This is a genomic window from Enterobacter sp. SM3 (assembly GCF_009811935.2).
In the GTDB taxonomy this organism is placed as follows: Bacteria; Pseudomonadota; Gammaproteobacteria; order Enterobacterales; family Enterobacteriaceae; genus Enterobacter; species Enterobacter asburiae_D.
In genome coordinates, this window is sequence record NZ_CP099971.1 from 3,722,229 (window position 1) to 3,737,870 (window position 15,642).

The window sequence follows — 15,642 nt, forward strand, 5'->3', positions numbered from 1 at the left end:
TATTATGACCGAACTTGAACAACTTCAGGCCAGCGCCGAACAGGCCGCCACACTCTTAAAGGCGATGAGCAACCCGCGTCGCCTGCTGATCCTCTGCACCCTGTGCGGAGCGCCCGGCACCAGCGCGGGGGAACTGGCGCGAGCCACGGGGCTAAGCCCTTCCGCCACGTCGCAGCATCTGGCGCGCATGCGTGAGGAAGGGCTTATCGACAGCACCCGCGACGCGCAGCGCATTCTCTATTTCATCAAAAACGATGCGGTACATCAGCTGATCAGCACCCTGAAAACCCTTTATTGCCCGTAAGGAGCCGCCATGTCTCTTCCTCTTCTTTCACCACGCCAGGCCAGTGCCCGCGTCGCTGAAGGCGCAAAACTGATTGATATTCGTGATGCCGATGAGTACGCCCGCGAGCATATTCCCGCCGCGCGCTCCGTGCCGCTGGATACCTTACCCGGCGGACTTAACGCGCAGGCGGGGGATACGGTGATTTTTCACTGCCAGTCCGGCGCCCGGACGTCGGGGAATGCTGACCGCCTTGCTCAGGCCGCCGCGCCCGCGCAGGCTTTTGTGGTCGAAGGGGGCATTCAGGGCTGGAAGCAGGCCGGGCTGCCGACCGTCGAAGACAAATCCCAGCCGCTGCCGCTGATGCGTCAGGTGCAAATTGCCGCCGGGCTCTTGATACTCTGTGGCGTAGTGCTGGGCTATAGCGTCTCCAGCGGCTTTTTCCTGCTCAGCGGTTTTGTCGGCGCCGGGCTGTTGTTCGCCGGTGTGACGGGCTTTTGCGGTATGGCGCGACTGCTCAAGGTGATGCCCTGGAACCGGCGTACCTCATAAGCAGTAATCGGTGAAATACGCTGTACCCGGCGTCACGCGTGGGCTAAGGTGAAGATCGCTAAAACGATGAGGAGGTAATATGTTTTCTGTCGGTGATTATGTGCAACCGCGTAAAGGCGGCCCGAAACTGAAAGTGCTCGAAGTGAACGGTGACAGCATTGTGGCGGTCCAGGCCAGCAATGAGCAAGGCGAGAAATATACCCTGAAAGCTGCCGAACTGGCGCCGTATACCGAAGAAGGCGATTTCGGCGTCTGCTGAACAGCCAGCCGGGCGGCGTGTTCCGCCCGGCTAACCTGTTAGATCAGAAAATCATCCAGTGATTTACCGTCTGCCAGCGCGCTGGCAATAGGCTTCGGCGTGCGGCCCTGGCCGGTCCACGTTTTCTCTTCACCGTTCTGGTCAATAAAACGATATTTTGCTTCACGCGGCTTGCGCTTTTTCGCGGGCTTACCCGTCTGCGCCAGTTCAGAGCCCAGCAGGTCAGTCGGTGAAATACCATCGGCTTTCATCAGCTCCAGCAGGGCATTAATTTTTTCCTGCTGCTCAGCACGCTGCTGCTCTAATTCCGTCTGTTCACTCCGTTTCTCTTCAGTAACGACCCTGACCTTTTCCAGCGTTTCCTCAAGAACGTCCAGGGTTAATTCACGCGCCATGGCGCGCAGAGTTCGGATATTATTAAGATTCTGTAACGTCAAAGACATATTATTTGCAAACCTTCTCTTTAGGGTAAATAGATAAATCGCCGACAGAATAATTCATTTCCATAGAAATATCTACCCGCGAGGCCGTTCTGCCAGTAGTGTAAATATAGTTAAACTCCACCGTGAATATTAACTTATGACGAATGTGGAATACGCAAAGATTCAATCATCACATCAATATAAATGGTCAACCTTAATCAAAATTTCAGCATCCTACGCTACACGCAAAAGCAGCAAATCCCACCTCGACGCCATAAACATCAACCTGCTGATTTTCATGCAAAAATTACCAAACGAGACAGATTATAACGAACCGGGCAAAAAACAACCAACTTTAGAGAATTTTGTGGACAAAAGGCGATTAAATAAAAATTAATCACTAGTTGTTAGTTCAAACCCAGAGATATACGCTATACACGTCAAACAAACCAACCTAAAGCACTGACCGCTTCAGGAAAATCGTTTCTTTTGTGTTCTTCTCAAGGAGTTCAGACATGTTCTCACCGCAATCACGCCTTCGCCATGCCGTGGCGGATACTTTCGCGATGGTTGTCTACTGTTCCGTTGTGAACATGCTGATCGAAATATTCCTCTCCGGAATGTCCTTCGAGCAGTCACTTTCCTCTCGTCTGGTGGCAATCCCGGTCAATATTATTATTGCATGGCCTTACGGGTTATACCGCGATGCGGTAATGCGTTTCGCGCGTCGTATCAGCCCCGCAGGCTGGGCGAAAAACCTGGCGGACGTCCTGGCGTATGTGACGTTCCAGTCGCCGGTTTACGTGGCCATACTGCTGACAGTGGGTGCAGACTGGCACCAGATCGCAGCGGCGGTCAGTTCGAATATTGTGATTTCAATGCTGATGGGTGCGGTATACGGCTATTTCCTCGACTACTGCCGCCGCCTGTTTAAGGTCAGCCAGTACAGCCAGGCAAAAGCGTGATGTGAAGCGACTGGCGAAAGCCAGTCGCGAATTTACTGTACGTCGCCAAACAGTCCCTTCAAAAACCGCTCCAGCGCCATGCGTGAGCTGAAGCCATGCGGAATACCATAATGCTCATGCCGTTCGCCGCCTAAATAGAGCGGAAATTGCTGATAATGATCGCAGGTTTTAATATCCGAGGCAGGCTCAGCAAATGACAGACTTCTGTCTTTCAGCGTCGGGTGAATAATGAGAGCGGTACGTCCCATTCTTGCTTCGCGATTAACGTAAACATAATTCTCGCCACGGCGATATCCATACGCTTTTGATGTCACCTCATCCATGGTGAATCCCTCTTTTTCAAGAACGCGCGCCACCTCATCAGGTCGTAAATACATATCTCTTCCTCGTTATCTTTTCCTGCCCGGCCACCTTACAGTATTCAGCATTAGCAGGGCTTTCAGAATAATCCATAAACTGCCAGATAACGCGTGACGCGCTTCAGATATTAAATTTCTGAACTAAACTGAACGGGAACACAAAATTACGGAGGATCGTATGTTTAACAGACCGAACCGAAACGATATTAATGACGACGCTCAGGATATTCGTAATGATGTCAGCCAATTAGCGGATACTCTGGAAGAGGTGCTGAAGTCCTGGGGAACTGACGCGAAGGACGAAGCGGATGCCGCAAAACGTAAGGCTCAGTCTCTGCTCCGTGAAACCCGCGCGCGTTTGAACGGGCGTACGCGAACGACTCAGGCTGCCTGCGATGCGGTCAGCTGCGCAACGACCTTCGTGCGCGAAAAACCGCTCTGCACGCTGGGCACGGTCGCGGCCGTCGGGATCTTCGTGGGTGCCTTGCTTAGCCTGCGTAAATAACCCCCTCGCGCACGTTTCTCAGCCCCGGTGGCCAATGGCTGCCGGGGCTTTTCTTTGCCTTCTCGCCTGAAAAACCCACATAGCCTGCCCTGCCCCGCTGTGCTCATCATAGGGGCAACATTAATCTAAATTTCCCATATCTTGTATGGTTGAAACTTAAGACAACTACATCTAGTATTCCTTTTAGCAGGACACACACAACCTGACGCGACGATCCGCGCCGTACCCTTATTTTAAATGGAAATACGAATCATGAGCATTATCATTTACACTCGTAACGATTGTGTTCAGTGCCACGCCACAAAACGGGCAATGGAAAGCCGTGGCGTAGCGTTTGAGATGGTGAATATTGACCAGGTCCCCGAGGCCGCAGATACCCTGCGCAAGCAGGGTTTTCGTCAGCTTCCGGTGGTAATCGCCGGGGAGACAAGCTGGTCCGGCTTCCGCCCGGACATGATTAACCGCCTGAGCGCCCAGGCCGCCCGGGCATGAGCGGGCTGGTTTTCTTCTCCAGCAGCTCGGAAAACACGCTCCGCTTTATGGAGCGCGTCGGGCTGCCTGCGGTGCGCATTCCGCTCAACGAGCGGGAGCGGATCCGGGTAGAGGAACCGTACATTCTGGTGGTGCCCAGCTATGGCGGCGGCGGCACGGCGGGAGCAGTGCCTCGTCAGGTGATCCGCTTTCTCAATGACCCTCATAACCGCGGGCTAATCCGCGGCGTTATCGCGGCGGGAAATCGCAATTTCGGCGATGCCTTTGGCCGCGCCGGGGATGTCATCTCTCAAAAATGCGGCGTCCCGTATCTCTATCGTTTTGAGCTGATGGGGACACAGCAGGACGTCGAAAACGTGCGTAAAGGAGTGAACGAATTTTGGCAACGACAACCGCAGAACGGGTGATTCAGGCGTCACCGGATTACCACGCATTAAACGCCATGCTTAACCTCTATGACCGCGAGGGACGCATTCAGTTTGATAAAGACCGTGAGGCGGTGGACGCCTTTTTTGCTGCCCACGTGCGGCCCAACAGCGTGACGTTTGCAAGCCAGAATGAACGTCTCGACTATCTGGTTAAAGAAGGCTACTACGAAGAACGCGTGCTGACCCGCTACGACCGCGCCTTTGTGGTGACGCTGTTTGAACGCGCTCATGCCAGCGGCTTTCGCTTTCAGACGTTTCTCGGCGCGTGGAAGTACTACACCAGCTACACCCTCAAGACCTTTGACGGCAAGCGCTACTTAGAGAGCTTTGAAGATCGCACCGTGATGGTGGCCCTGACGCTGGCGCAGGGTGATGAAGCGCTGGCGGAGCAGCTAACCGACGAGATCCTCTCCGGACGCTTTCAGCCCGCCACGCCGACCTTCCTCAACTGCGGCAAAGCCCAGCGCGGCGAGCTGGTCTCCTGCTTCCTGCTGCGCATTGAAGACAATATGGAGTCGATTGGCCGCGCGGTGAACTCTGCTCTGCAGCTTTCCAAACGCGGCGGCGGCGTGGCGTTTCTGCTCTCTAACCTGCGTGAAGCGGGCGCGCCGATCAAGCGCATCGAAAACCAGTCCTCCGGCGTGATCCCGGTGATGAAGATGCTGGAAGATGCGTTCTCCTATGCCAACCAGCTTGGCGCACGCCAGGGCGCAGGGGCGGTTTACCTGCATGCGCACCACCCGGACATTCTGCGTTTTCTCGATACCAAGCGCGAAAACGCCGATGAAAAAATACGTATCAAAACCCTGTCGCTCGGCGTGGTGATCCCGGATATCACCTTTAAGCTTGCCAAAGAGAATGCCGACATGGCGCTCTTCTCGCCGTATGACATCGAGCGAATTTACGGCAAAGCCTTTGGCGACGTGGCCATCAGCGAGCTATACGACGAACTGGTGGCCGACGATCGCATTCGCAAAAAAACCATCAACGCCCGCGATTTCTTCCAGACGCTTGCGGAGATCCAGTTTGAGTCCGGCTATCCGTACATCATGTATGAGGATACGGTGAACCGCGCGAACCCAATCGCCGGGCGCATCAACATGAGTAACCTGTGCTCGGAGATTTTGCAGGTCAACAGCGCGTCAGCCTACGACGAGAACCTGGACTACGCGGACATCGGCAAGGATATCTCCTGCAACCTCGGGTCGCTGAATATTGCCCACACCATGGATTCCCCAGACTTTGGCCGCACGGTGGAGACCGCCATTCGCGGGCTGACGGCGGTGTCGGACATGAGCCACATCCGCAGCGTGCCGTCTATTGAAGCGGGCAACGCCGCGTCGCACGCCATCGGGCTGGGGCAGATGAACCTGCACGGCTATCTGGCGCGGGAAGGCATCGCCTACGGCAGTCCGGAAGGGCTGGATTTCACCAACCTCTATTTCTACACCATTACCTGGCACGCGCTGCACACCTCGATGATGCTGGCGCGCGAGCGCAACCAGCGGTTCGCGGGCTTTGAGCAGTCCCGCTACGCCAGCGGGGCGTATTTCAGCCAGTATCTGGAAGGCGACTGGCAGCCGCAAACCGAAAAAGTGCGCGAACTCTTTGCCCGCGCGAGGATTACCCTGCCGACGCGCGAGATGTGGCAGCAGCTGCGTGACGACGTGATGCGCTACGGCATTTATAACCAGAACCTGCAGGCCGTACCGCCGACCGGATCGATTTCCTACATCAACCACGCCACGTCGAGCATTCACCCGATCGTGTCGAAAATTGAAATTCGTAAGGAAGGCAAAACCGGGCGCGTTTACTACCCTGCCCCGTTTATGACCAATGAGAACCTGGCGCTCTACCAGGATGCGTATGAGATAGGCCCGGAAAAAATCATCGATACCTACGCGGAGGCGACGAAACATGTGGATCAGGGGCTGTCGCTGACGCTGTTCTTCCCGGACACCGCCACCACGCGGGATATCAACAGAGCGCAGATCTACGCCTGGAAGAAAGGCATCAAAACGCTCTACTACATTCGCCTGCGCCAGCTTGCGCTGGAAGGCACCGAAATCGAAGGCTGCGTGTCCTGCGCGCTGTAAGGAGAAAGGATGAAACTGTCACGCGTGAGTGCCGTTAACTGGAACAAAATCCAGGACGACAAAGACCTGGAGGTGTGGAATCGCCTGACCAGCAACTTCTGGCTGCCGGAAAAGGTCCCGCTCTCCAACGATATTCCGGCCTGGCAAACGCTCGGCCACGCCGAACAGCGGCTGACGATCCGCGTCTTTACCGGCCTGACGCTGCTGGACACCATTCAAAATACCGTCGGTGCACCCGCTCTGATGAGCGACGCGCTAACGCCGCACGAAGAGGCGGTGATGTCGAACATCAGCTTTATGGAGGCGGTGCATGCCCGCTCCTACAGCTCGATTTTCTCCACCCTGTGCCAGACCAAAGACGTGGACGCGGCCTACGCCTGGAGCGAAGAGAGCGAGTCACTACAGAGAAAGGCGGAGCTGGTGCTGGCATATTACCGGGCCGACGAGCCACTGAAGAAGAAGATCGCCAGCGTGTTTCTGGAATCCTTCCTCTTCTATTCCGGCTTCTGGCTGCCTATGTACTGGTCGAGCCGGGGCAAGCTCACCAACACCGCCGATTTAATTCGGCTCATCATTCGTGATGAAGCGGTGCACGGGTATTACATCGGCTATAAGTATCAGAAAGGGCTGGAGAAAGTCAGCGAGGCGAAGCGCGAAGAGCTTAAAGGCTTCGCGCTCGATTTGCTGATGGATCTGTACGACAACGAGCTGAGCTATACCGAAGAACTCTACGCCGGCACCGGCTGGGAGGACGACGTGAAGGCCTTCCTCTGCTACAACGCCAACAAGGCTCTGATGAACCTGGGTTACGACGCGCTGTTCCCGCCGGAGATGGCGGAGGTGAACCCGGCTATTCTGGCCGCGCTGTCGCCCAATGCCGACGAAAACCACGATTTCTTCTCGGGCTCGGGCTCATCGTACGTGATGGGCAAAGCGGTAGAAACCGAGGACGAAGACTGGGATTTTTAATGAACGCTAACGTTCGTTAATTTAATATAAACCCAACAATTCCCTCTCTAATATTTACAAAACAACTACACTGTAATTTCCACGTCATATTCGCCTGAATCATTCCGATTCAGGCGAAATTTCCCGATGCAGCAGCAAAAAATTGAGAAAAATTCAAACTGCCCTCAGCCCTTTATTCATGGGAAATTCAGCCGTTTCGCTTGCGTCAAAATTCTGCCCTCAGCTCGACGTAGGGTTGTCTCAGATTCTCAGTATGTTAGGGTTATGCCCGTTAACAATTTACCATGGTAATCATATCGGCATAAACAAATAACAGGACACTCTCTATTGCATGGCAATTAAATTAGAAGTGAAAAATCTTTATAAAGTATTTGGCGAGCACCCGCAGCGCGCATTCAAATATATTGAGAAAGGCCTTACGAAAGAGCAAATTCTGGAAAAAACCGGGCTATCGCTTGGCGTTAAAGACGCCAGTCTGGCCATTGAAGAAGGCGAGATTTTTGTCATCATGGGATTATCCGGTTCGGGTAAATCCACTATGGTTCGCCTTCTCAATCGCCTGATTGAACCCACCCGCGGACAGGTGCTGATTGACGGCGTGGATATCGCCAGAATATCAGACGCAGAGCTTCGCGAGGTGCGCAGAAAGAAGATCGCAATGGTGTTCCAGTCATTCGCGCTAATGCCGCACATGACGGTGCTGGATAATACCGCTTTCGGCATGGAATTAGCCGGCACGCCGGCTCAGGAACGTCAGGAAAAAGCCCTTGATGCCCTGCGTCAGGTCGGGCTGGAAAATTATGCGCATGCGTACCCGGATGAACTTTCCGGCGGTATGCGTCAGCGCGTGGGATTAGCCCGTGCATTAGCCATTAATCCAGACATATTATTAATGGATGAAGCCTTCTCCGCCCTCGATCCGTTAATTCGCACCGAGATGCAGGATGAGCTGGTAAAATTACAGGCTAAACATCAGCGAACTATTGTCTTTATTTCCCACGATCTGGATGAAGCCATGCGTATTGGCGACCGTATTGCCATTATGCAAAACGGTGAAGTGGTGCAGGTCGGCACGCCGGATGAAATTCTCAATAATCCGGCGAACGATTATGTCCGCACCTTCTTCCGCGGCGTGGATATTAGCCAGGTCTTTAGCGCCAAAGATATTGCCCGTCGAACGCCAAACGGCATTATCCGTAAAACGCCAGGCTTCGGCCCGCGCTCGGCGCTGAAGCTGCTGCAGGACGAAGACCGTGAATACGGTTATCTGGTTGAACGCGGCAATAAATTTGTTGGCATTGTCTCCATCGACTCCCTGAAAACGGCTCTCACTGAGAACCAGGGAATCGATGCGGCGTTAATTGACGCTCCGCTTGCCGTGGATGCCGAAACGCCGCTCAGCGAGTTGCTCTCCCACGTGGGCCAGGCGCCGTGCGCCGTACCGGTCGTCGGTGAGGAACAACAGTACGTCGGCATCATCTCAAAACGGATGCTGCTGCAGGCTTTAGATCGCGAGGGGGCAAACAATGACCGATCAATCTAACCCGTGGGGCACCACTGAGGCAGCGGACAGCGCTGCGCAATCCGCCGACGCGTGGGGTTCCACGCCCGCTCCTGCCGATGGCGGCGGCGCGGCAGACTGGCTGAACAGCGCACCCGCGCCTGCGCCAGAACACTTCAACATCATGGATCCGTTCCATAAAACGCTGATCCCGCTGGACAGCTGGGTTACGGAGGGGATCGACTGGGTGGTCACGCACTTCCGTCCGGTCTTCCAGGGGATCCGCGTCCCGGTGGATTACATCCTGAACGGCTTCCAGCAGCTGATGCTGGGCATGCCGGCACCGGTGGCGATTATCCTGTTCTCCCTGATTGCCTGGCAGTTCGGTAGCGCAGGGATGGGGATCGCTACGCTGATCTCCCTGATCGCTATCGGCGCGATTGGCGCGTGGTCGCAGGCGATGATCACCCTGGCGCTGGTGCTGACCGCCCTGCTCTTCTGCATTGTCATCGGCTTACCGATGGGGATCTGGCTGGCGCGCAGCCCGCGGGCGGCGAAGATTATTCGCCCGCTGCTGGATGCGATGCAGACCACCCCGGCGTTCGTCTATCTGGTGCCTATCGTGATGCTGTTTGGCATCGGCAACGTGCCGGGGGTGGTGGTGACCATTATCTTCGCCCTGCCGCCGATTATTCGTCTGACCATTTTGGGGATCAACCAGGTGCCTGCTGACCTGATCGAAGCGTCACGCTCGTTCGGCGCCAGTCCGCGTCAGATGCTGTTTAAAGTTCAGCTCCCGCTGGCGATGCCGACCATCATGGCGGGCGTTAACCAGACGCTGATGCTGGCCCTGTCGATGGTGGTGATCGCCTCGATGATCGCCGTTGGCGGTCTGGGTCAGATGGTGCTGCGCGGCATTGGCCGTCTCGACATGGGGCTGGCCACCGTCGGCGGCGTCGGCATTGTGATCCTCGCCATTATTCTTGACCGCCTGACCCAGGCCGTCGGTCGTGATTCACGCAGTCGCGGCAACCGTCGCTGGTATACCACCGGCCCTGTCGGGTTACTCACCCGCCCTTTCACCAAATCAAAATAAGGAACAACGATGCGACATAACGTACTTTTTGCTACCGCGTTTGCCACTCTTGTCTCCACCAGCGCGTTTGCGGCAGACCTGCCGGGCAAAGGCATTACCGTGCAGCCGGTGCAGAGCACCATTTCGGAAGAGAGCTTCCAGACCCTGATCGTCAGCCGCGCGCTGGAGAAGCTGGGCTATACGGTCAACACGCCGAGCGAAGTGGATTACAACGTGGGCTACACGTCGATTGCCTCCGGTGACGCCACCTTTACCGCGGTGAACTGGCAGCCGCTGCACGACGACATGTATGCCGCCGCCGGTGGCGACAAGAAATTCTATCGCGAAGGGACCTTCGTGACGGGTGCGGCACAGGGGTATCTGATCGACAAGAAAACCGCCGATAAGTACCACATCACCAATATTGAACAGCTGAAAGATCCGAAGATCGCCAAACTGTTCGACACCAACGGCGACGGCAAGGCCGACATGATGGGCTGCTCGCCGGGCTGGGGCTGTGAAGCGGTGATTAACCACCAGAACAAAGCCTTCGATCTGGCGAAAACGGTCGACGTGAGCCACGGCAACTACTCCGCAATGATGGCCGACACCATTGCCCGCTTCAAAGAGGGGAAACCGGTGATCTACTACACCTGGACGCCGTACTGGGTGAGCGACGTGCTGAAGCCGGGTAAAGACGTAGTGTGGCTGCAGGTGCCGTTCTCCTCCCTGCCGGGCGAGCAGAAAGATATCGACACCAGGCTGCCGAACGGCATGAACTACGGCTTCCCGGTGAATACCATGCATATCGTGGCCAACAAAGCCTGGGCGGAGAAAAACCCGGCGGCGGCGAAGCTGTTCTCGGTGATGAAGCTGCCGCTGGCGGACATCAATGCCCAGAACGCGATGATGCATGCGGGCAAATCGTCTGAAGCGGATGTGAAAGGCCACGTGGACGGCTGGATCAAAGCCCACCAGCAGCAGTTTGACGGCTGGGTGAAAGAGGCGCTTGCGGCGCAGAAGTAAAAATACAGACCTGCCCCTCACCCTAACCCTCTCCCCAAAGGGGAGAGGGGACGTGATACACCCTCTCCCCTTTGGGGAGAGGGCCGGGGTGAGCAGCTGTGTTTAAAGTCAACGGCTGACTGCTAATCTGCCACCCATTTTTTATTGTCCCGCACCATCGCATTCAGGATTGTCACCAGCTTTCTGACACAGGCCGTCATCGCCACCTTAAACGCCTTTCCCCTGGCTCTGAGTCTCTCAAAAAATGCCTGTATGATCGGGTTATAACGCACTGCTGACATCGCAGCCATGTACAGCGCTGCCCGCACTGCGCTCCGTCCTCCCCAGATACATCGTTTTCCTTTCATTTTCCCGCTGTCATGCGCATACGGGCACACTCCGACCAGGGCACTGATTTTGCGTCTGTTAAGCTGCCCCAGCTCGGGCAGCATCGACAGCAGAACCGCCAGTGTCGTCCGCCCGATACCTTTAACATCTTCCAGAAGCTTCACTTTTTCCTGCCACAGTGGCATCACTTTTATCTGCCGGTCGATGTCGTCATCCGTGTCCTTTATCTCTCCGTTCAGCCAGTCACTATGCCGTTTGATACCTATCCGGATGAGTTCGTCAGTGCAGGAGCCGTAGCGGTTCTGCTCCATGGTTCTGTTGTCCACCAGCTGACGACGACGGGATACCATCATAGCCAGACGCTGCGTCTGTTCGTCCGGTGCGGGGCGTACATCCGGCGTCATCCTGCGGCCAAACTCGCAGATAATACGGGCATCATTCGGGTCGGTCTTGAAGAGTGTTCCCAGCGCCCGGGCGAAATGTTTGACCTGAGCGGGGTTCACCACGGCGACGGGAAGCCCGGCAAGCTCAAGCGTGGCAGCCAGAAGGTTGTGGTAACGCCCGGTGGCTTCCATCACGATGCGGGCAACGGTGCGGGATGCGAGAGTGTCGAGGAGTTGCTGGTGCCCGTGTGGGGTGTTCTCCAGATGGAGAAACAGTCCGTCAGGACTGATGAAGACGTCAAAAGTGTCTTTGGCAATATCGATGCCGACAGTGGTATGTTCAGTCATGTTCATGTCTCCCGGCCTTGTAATATACGGGCTGGCACAGGCCGCCCAGGCAGCTGTTCGGGTTAACAGGAAAACTGATGCCACGCCATGCGCTCACCCGCGGGCTTGAAAACCCAGAGGGCTAACGGGCTGTGGCATCAGGTCAAACTCAGTGACAGTTTACCCGTCTGTTGACGGGTAACTGAAGTGACTTTAAACATACAAGGGGATTAACCGCACAAACACACACATAACAATCCCCCAACTTTCACAATCATTCGCTATTATGGTTTCCGGAAAAATAATCACTCAACTAACGATTCCTGAAACTAATGACAAAAACAACTCAAGGGCTTAGCCCCGCACTCATCCTTTTAATGTCCGTGGCAACGGGTCTGGCAGTCGCCAGCAACTATTACGCGCAGCCTCTTCTCGACACCATCGCCCGCGCGTTCAATCTCTCCGCCAGCTCCGCAGGCTTTATCGTTACCGCAGCACAGCTGGGCTATGCCGCCGGGCTGCTGTTCCTGGTGCCGCTCGGCGATATGTTTGAACGCCGAATGCTGATCGTCTCCATGACGCTGCTGGCCGCCGGTGGGATGCTGATCACCGCCAGCAGCCAGTCGCTGACGATGATGATCGTCGGAACCGCGCTAACGGGGCTGTTCTCCGTGGTGGCGCAAATCCTGGTCCCGCTCGCTGCGACCCTCGCCTCTCCGGAAAAACGCGGCAAGGTGGTGGGCACCATCATGAGCGGCCTGCTGCTGGGGATTTTGCTGGCGCGTACCGTTGCCGGGCTGCTGGCAAGCCTCGGCGGCTGGCGCACCGTATACTGGGTGGCGAGCGTGCTGATGGTCATCATGGCCCTGGCGCTGTGGCGCGGGCTGCCAAAGGTGAAGCAGGAAAATCACCTGAACTACCCTCAGCTGCTGGCCTCCGTTTTCAGCCTGTTCACCCAGGATAAGCTTCTGCGCACCCGCGCCCTGCTGGGCTGTTTCACCTTCGCTAACTTCAGCATTCTCTGGACGTCGATGGCGTTTCTGCTGGCCGCGCCGCCGTTTAATTATTCCGAAGGGGTGATTGGCCTGTTCGGCCTGGCTGGCGCCGCAGGCGCCCTGGGCGCGCGTCCCGCTGGCGGGCTGGCCGACAAGGGCAAATCCCACCTGACCACCTCCGCAGGGCTGGTTTTACTTCTGCTCTCCTGGGCGGCGATCTGGTACGGACACATCTCGGTGCTGGCGCTGATCGTCGGTATCCTGGTGCTCGATCTCACCGTGCAGGGCGTTCACATCACCAATCAGACCGTCATCTATCGCGTGAAACCAGAGGCGCGTAACCGCCTGACGGCCGGATACATGACCAGCTACTTCATTGGCGGCGCTGCGGGTTCGCTCATTTCCGCGTCAGCGTGGCAGCATGCGGGCTGGTCTGGGGTATGTGCGATTGGGGCCATCGTCGCCACCCTTAACCTGCTAGTATGGTGGCGCGGCTACCATCGTCAGGATGCAATTCACTAAGTTTTACATTGCGTTGGCCTCTTAGGGTGTTAAGAGGCCCTGCACTCTGTTAATGTAAACGTAATCATTTATCCCAGAAATTTTAATGTGGGTGACATATTTACAATCGGCATGAATAGTTCAGACCCCCGTCCTCACATCCTCTCTTCAGCGGGTTCACACCCTACGCTTTCTGTGCTCACCGGGTCACGGACTTACCCGGCGCTTTCTGATGGTGACATAAGTTTGGCGGATATAACCGCACAAATAATTCATTTACATTATTTGTCACTGTCGTTACTATATCGGCTGTAATTAATGAGGTTATGCCCAAATGGATAGTTCGTTTACGCCCATTGAACAAATGCTTAAATTCCGCGCCAGTCGCCATGAGGACTTCCCGTATCAGGAAATCCTGCTGACCCGCTTGTGCATGCACATGCAGGGTAAGCTGCTGGAAAACCGTAATAAAATGCTGAAAGCTCAAGGGATTAACGAGACGTTGTTTATGGCGTTGATTACGCTGGAGTCTCAGGAAAATCACAGCATTCAGCCTTCCGAACTGAGCTGCGCGCTGGGCTCCTCCCGTACCAATGCGACCCGTATTGCCGATGAACTCGAAAAGCGTGGCTGGATTGAGCGCCGTGAAAGCGACAACGATCGCCGCTGCCTGCATCTGCAACTGACCGATAAAGGTCACCAGTTCCTGCGCGAGGTGCTGCCACCTCAGCACAATTGCCTGCACAAACTCTGGTCTGCCCTCAGCACCGCCGAGCGCGACCAGCTTGAGCACATCACTCGCAAGCTGCTCACCCGTCTGGACCAGATGGATGAAGACGGCGCCGTTCTTGAGGCGCTGCGCTAACGCGACGACACGCTCACCATTCCAGATTCATAAGAAAACCGACAGGCCAGCACGTCACACTGCTGGCCTTTCTGACAACAGGTCGGCTCAGCCGATGTGAAAATAAGAAGATCGTGGAGAACTACAATGAGCGCAAATGCGGAGAGCACTACCCCGCAGCAGCCGGGCAACAAGAAAGGCAAACGTAAGAGCGCCCTTCTTCTGTTGACCTTGCTCTTTATCATTATTGCCGTGGCATATGGGATCTATTGGTTTTTAGTACTGCGTCATGCTGAAGAGACTGACGACGCGTACGTGGCAGGGAACCAGGTACAAATTATGGCGCAGGTGTCGGGCAGCGTGACGAAAGTCTGGGCTGACAATACCGATTTTGTGCAAAAAGGCGATGTGTTGGTGACCCTCGATCCAACCGACGCCCAGCAGGCGTTTGAAAAAGCACAGACCGCGCTGGCCTCCAGCGTCCGTCAGACCCGCCAGCTGATGATCAACAGCAAGCAGCTGCAGGCCAACATCGACGTACAGAAAACGGCGCTGGCTCAGGCGCAGAGCGATCTGAACCGCCGCGTACCGCTCGGCACAGCTAACCTGATTGGCCGTGAAGAGCTGCAGCACGCCCGCGATGCCGTTGCCAGCGCTCAGGCACAGCTGGATGTGGCCATTCAACAGTACAACGCCAACCAGGCGATGGTGCTGGGCACCAGCCTGGAAAACCAGCCCGCCGTACAGCAGTCGGCGACCGAAGTGCGCAACGCGTGGCTTGCCCTGCAGCGTACCAAAATCGTCAGCCCGATGACCGGCTACGTCTCCCGTCGTTCCGTCCAGCCAGGGGCGCAGATTAGCCCAACCACGCCGCTGATGGCGGTCGTGCCGGCAGACAATCTGTGGGTAGACGCCAACTTTAAAGAGACGCAGCTTGCCCATATGCGTATCGGCCAGACCGCGACGGTTGTCAGCGACATCTACGGCGACGACGTGAAGTACACCGGTAAAGTGGTCGGCCTGGATATGGGGACCGGCAGCGCCTTCTCCCTGCTGCCTGCGCAAAACGCCACCGGTAACTGGATCAAAGTGGTTCAGCGTCTGCCTGTGCGTATTGAGCTGGATGCCAAACAGCTGGCGGATCACCCGCTGCGTATCGGCCTCTCTACGCTGGTGACGGTCGACACCGCCAACCGCGACGGTCAGATCCTGGCAAGCCAGGTTCGCAGCAGCCCGGCTTATGAAAGTAACGCCCGTGAAATTAGCCTCGATCCGGTCAACAAGCTGATCGATGACATCGTGAAGGCAAACGCCGGTTAATCCGAAGGTGAGC

General features: G+C 55.9%; 18 protein-coding genes. 15 read left to right on the forward strand and 3 right to left on the reverse strand.

Features of this window, described 5'->3' with window-relative positions; all coding sequences use genetic code 11:
• The first annotated feature begins 4 nt into the window (after window positions 1-4).
• The 3 genes from GVO84_RS17385 (at window position 5) to GVO84_RS17395 (ending at window position 1,094) form a co-directional block, all read left to right on the forward strand.
• The gene (locus GVO84_RS17385; RefSeq protein ID WP_121424485.1) at window positions 5-304 is read left to right on the forward strand and encodes an ArsR/SmtB family transcription factor; all 300 of its coding nucleotides are present in this window, start codon (window positions 5-7) and stop codon (window positions 302-304) included.
• 9 nt (window positions 305-313) lie between these two features.
• On the forward strand, window positions 314-835 hold the full coding sequence (locus tag GVO84_RS17390; protein WP_159514762.1) for a rhodanese family protein: 522 nt from the start codon (window positions 314-316) through the stop codon (window positions 833-835).
• 79 nt (window positions 836-914) lie between these two features.
• Window positions 915-1,094 (forward strand): hypothetical protein, encoded by a 180-nt coding sequence (locus GVO84_RS17395; protein WP_121424487.1) that lies wholly within the window; start codon window positions 915-917, stop codon window positions 1,092-1,094.
• A gap of 38 nt (window positions 1,095-1,132) precedes the next feature.
• Here GVO84_RS17395 and stpA read toward each other — a convergent pair whose 3' ends face one another.
• Window positions 1,133-1,537 (reverse strand): DNA-binding protein StpA, encoded by a 405-nt coding sequence (gene stpA, locus GVO84_RS17400; protein WP_159514763.1) that lies wholly within the window; start codon window positions 1,535-1,537, stop codon window positions 1,133-1,135.
• A gap of 494 nt (window positions 1,538-2,031) precedes the next feature.
• Here stpA and alaE point away from each other — a divergent pair, with 494 nt between their 5' ends.
• On the forward strand, window positions 2,032-2,481 hold the full coding sequence (alaE, locus tag GVO84_RS17405) for an L-alanine exporter AlaE (RefSeq protein WP_121424489.1): 450 nt from the start codon (window positions 2,032-2,034) through the stop codon (window positions 2,479-2,481).
• Between the two features lie 32 nt (window positions 2,482-2,513).
• Here alaE and GVO84_RS17410 read toward each other — a convergent pair whose 3' ends face one another.
• Window positions 2,514-2,858, reverse strand: a complete 345-nt coding sequence (locus GVO84_RS17410) for a DUF2002 family protein (protein ID WP_023333165.1) — start codon at window positions 2,856-2,858, stop codon at window positions 2,514-2,516.
• Between the two features lie 160 nt (window positions 2,859-3,018).
• Here GVO84_RS17410 and GVO84_RS17415 point away from each other — a divergent pair, with 160 nt between their 5' ends.
• The 8 genes from GVO84_RS17415 to proX all read left to right on the forward strand — a co-directional run bounded on the left by GVO84_RS17415 (window position 3,019) and on the right by proX (window position 10,932).
• Entirely contained in the window at window positions 3,019-3,345 is a 327-nt protein-coding gene (locus GVO84_RS17415; protein ID WP_023333166.1) for a DUF883 domain-containing protein, read from the forward strand.
• A 252-nt stretch (window positions 3,346-3,597) separates the two neighbouring features.
• Complete coding sequence (gene nrdH, locus GVO84_RS17420) at window positions 3,598-3,837, forward strand: glutaredoxin-like protein NrdH (protein WP_159514764.1); 240 nt, start codon at window positions 3,598-3,600, stop codon at window positions 3,835-3,837.
• Entirely contained in the window at window positions 3,834-4,244 is a 411-nt protein-coding gene (gene nrdI, locus GVO84_RS17425) for a class Ib ribonucleoside-diphosphate reductase assembly flavoprotein NrdI (RefSeq protein WP_023617657.1), read from the forward strand. The genes nrdH and nrdI overlap by 4 nt, the downstream gene beginning before the upstream one ends.
• On the forward strand, window positions 4,217-6,361 hold the full coding sequence (gene nrdE, locus GVO84_RS17430) for a class 1b ribonucleoside-diphosphate reductase subunit alpha (protein WP_159514765.1): 2,145 nt from the start codon (window positions 4,217-4,219) through the stop codon (window positions 6,359-6,361). Before nrdI ends, nrdE begins: the two co-directional genes overlap by 28 nt.
• A 9-nt stretch (window positions 6,362-6,370) precedes the next feature.
• Window positions 6,371-7,330 carry a class 1b ribonucleoside-diphosphate reductase subunit beta gene (gene nrdF / locus GVO84_RS17435; RefSeq protein ID WP_121424492.1) on the forward strand — a complete coding sequence of 320 codons (960 nt, stop codon included), beginning with the start codon at window positions 6,371-6,373 and terminating at the stop codon, window positions 7,328-7,330.
• Window positions 7,331-7,661: 331 nt separating this feature from the next.
• Window positions 7,662-8,873 carry a glycine betaine/L-proline ABC transporter ATP-binding protein ProV gene (gene proV / locus GVO84_RS17440; RefSeq protein WP_032660399.1) on the forward strand — a complete coding sequence of 404 codons (1,212 nt, stop codon included), beginning with the start codon at window positions 7,662-7,664 and terminating at the stop codon, window positions 8,871-8,873.
• Window positions 8,857-9,927, forward strand: a complete 1,071-nt coding sequence (gene proW / locus GVO84_RS17445; protein WP_159514766.1) for a glycine betaine/L-proline ABC transporter permease ProW — start codon at window positions 8,857-8,859, stop codon at window positions 9,925-9,927. Before proV ends, proW begins: the two co-directional genes overlap by 17 nt.
• A 9-nt stretch (window positions 9,928-9,936) precedes the next feature.
• A complete protein-coding gene (gene proX / locus GVO84_RS17450; protein WP_159514767.1) occupies window positions 9,937-10,932 on the forward strand; it encodes a glycine betaine/L-proline ABC transporter substrate-binding protein ProX in 996 nt (331 codons plus the stop codon).
• A gap of 122 nt (window positions 10,933-11,054) precedes the next feature.
• Here proX and GVO84_RS17455 read toward each other — a convergent pair whose 3' ends face one another.
• Window positions 11,055-11,990, reverse strand: coding sequence for an IS110 family transposase (locus GVO84_RS17455; protein WP_236545874.1), 936 nt, complete (start codon window positions 11,988-11,990; stop codon window positions 11,055-11,057).
• Window positions 11,991-12,301: 311 nt separating this feature from the next.
• Between GVO84_RS17455 and GVO84_RS17460 the strand changes: the two genes are divergently transcribed.
• From GVO84_RS17460 to emrA, 3 genes are all read left to right on the forward strand, one after another.
• A complete protein-coding gene (locus tag GVO84_RS17460) occupies window positions 12,302-13,486 on the forward strand; it encodes an MFS transporter (RefSeq protein ID WP_121424494.1) in 1,185 nt (394 codons plus the stop codon).
• Window positions 13,487-13,799: 313 nt separating this feature from the next.
• The gene (mprA, locus tag GVO84_RS17465; RefSeq protein ID WP_023308933.1) at window positions 13,800-14,330 is read left to right on the forward strand and encodes a transcriptional repressor MprA; all 531 of its coding nucleotides are present in this window, start codon (window positions 13,800-13,802) and stop codon (window positions 14,328-14,330) included.
• A gap of 126 nt (window positions 14,331-14,456) precedes the next feature.
• Window positions 14,457-15,629 (forward strand): multidrug efflux MFS transporter periplasmic adaptor subunit EmrA, encoded by a 1,173-nt coding sequence (gene emrA / locus GVO84_RS17470; protein ID WP_063144178.1) that lies wholly within the window; start codon window positions 14,457-14,459, stop codon window positions 15,627-15,629.
• The last annotated feature ends 13 nt before the right edge of the window (window positions 15,630-15,642 follow it).

Coding starts and splice junctions, on each gene's coding strand:
- GVO84_RS17415 (WP_023333166.1), top strand. CDS start 3,019: ATGTTTAACAGACCGAACCGAAACGATATTAATGACGACGCTCAGGAT.
- proV (WP_032660399.1), top strand. CDS start 7,662: ATGGCAATTAAATTAGAAGTGAAAAATCTTTATAAAGTATTTGGCGAG.
- emrA (WP_063144178.1), top strand. CDS start 14,457: ATGAGCGCAAATGCGGAGAGCACTACCCCGCAGCAGCCGGGCAACAAG.
- GVO84_RS17395 (WP_121424487.1), top strand. CDS start 915: ATGTTTTCTGTCGGTGATTATGTGCAACCGCGTAAAGGCGGCCCGAAA.
- mprA (WP_023308933.1), top strand. CDS start 13,800: ATGGATAGTTCGTTTACGCCCATTGAACAAATGCTTAAATTCCGCGCC.
- GVO84_RS17455 (WP_236545874.1), bottom strand. CDS start 11,990: ATGACTGAACATACCACTGTCGGCATCGATATTGCCAAAGACACTTTT.
- GVO84_RS17460 (WP_121424494.1), top strand. CDS start 12,302: ATGACAAAAACAACTCAAGGGCTTAGCCCCGCACTCATCCTTTTAATG.
- GVO84_RS17385 (WP_121424485.1), top strand. CDS start 5: ATGACCGAACTTGAACAACTTCAGGCCAGCGCCGAACAGGCCGCCACA.
- stpA (WP_159514763.1), bottom strand. CDS start 1,537: ATGTCTTTGACGTTACAGAATCTTAATAATATCCGAACTCTGCGCGCC.
- nrdF (WP_121424492.1), top strand. CDS start 6,371: ATGAAACTGTCACGCGTGAGTGCCGTTAACTGGAACAAAATCCAGGAC.
- nrdH (WP_159514764.1), top strand. CDS start 3,598: ATGAGCATTATCATTTACACTCGTAACGATTGTGTTCAGTGCCACGCC.
- alaE (WP_121424489.1), top strand. CDS start 2,032: ATGTTCTCACCGCAATCACGCCTTCGCCATGCCGTGGCGGATACTTTC.
- GVO84_RS17390 (WP_159514762.1), top strand. CDS start 314: ATGTCTCTTCCTCTTCTTTCACCACGCCAGGCCAGTGCCCGCGTCGCT.
- proX (WP_159514767.1), top strand. CDS start 9,937: ATGCGACATAACGTACTTTTTGCTACCGCGTTTGCCACTCTTGTCTCC.
- nrdI (WP_023617657.1), top strand. CDS start 3,834: ATGAGCGGGCTGGTTTTCTTCTCCAGCAGCTCGGAAAACACGCTCCGC.
- proW (WP_159514766.1), top strand. CDS start 8,857: ATGACCGATCAATCTAACCCGTGGGGCACCACTGAGGCAGCGGACAGC.
- GVO84_RS17410 (WP_023333165.1), bottom strand. CDS start 2,858: ATGTATTTACGACCTGATGAGGTGGCGCGCGTTCTTGAAAAAGAGGGA.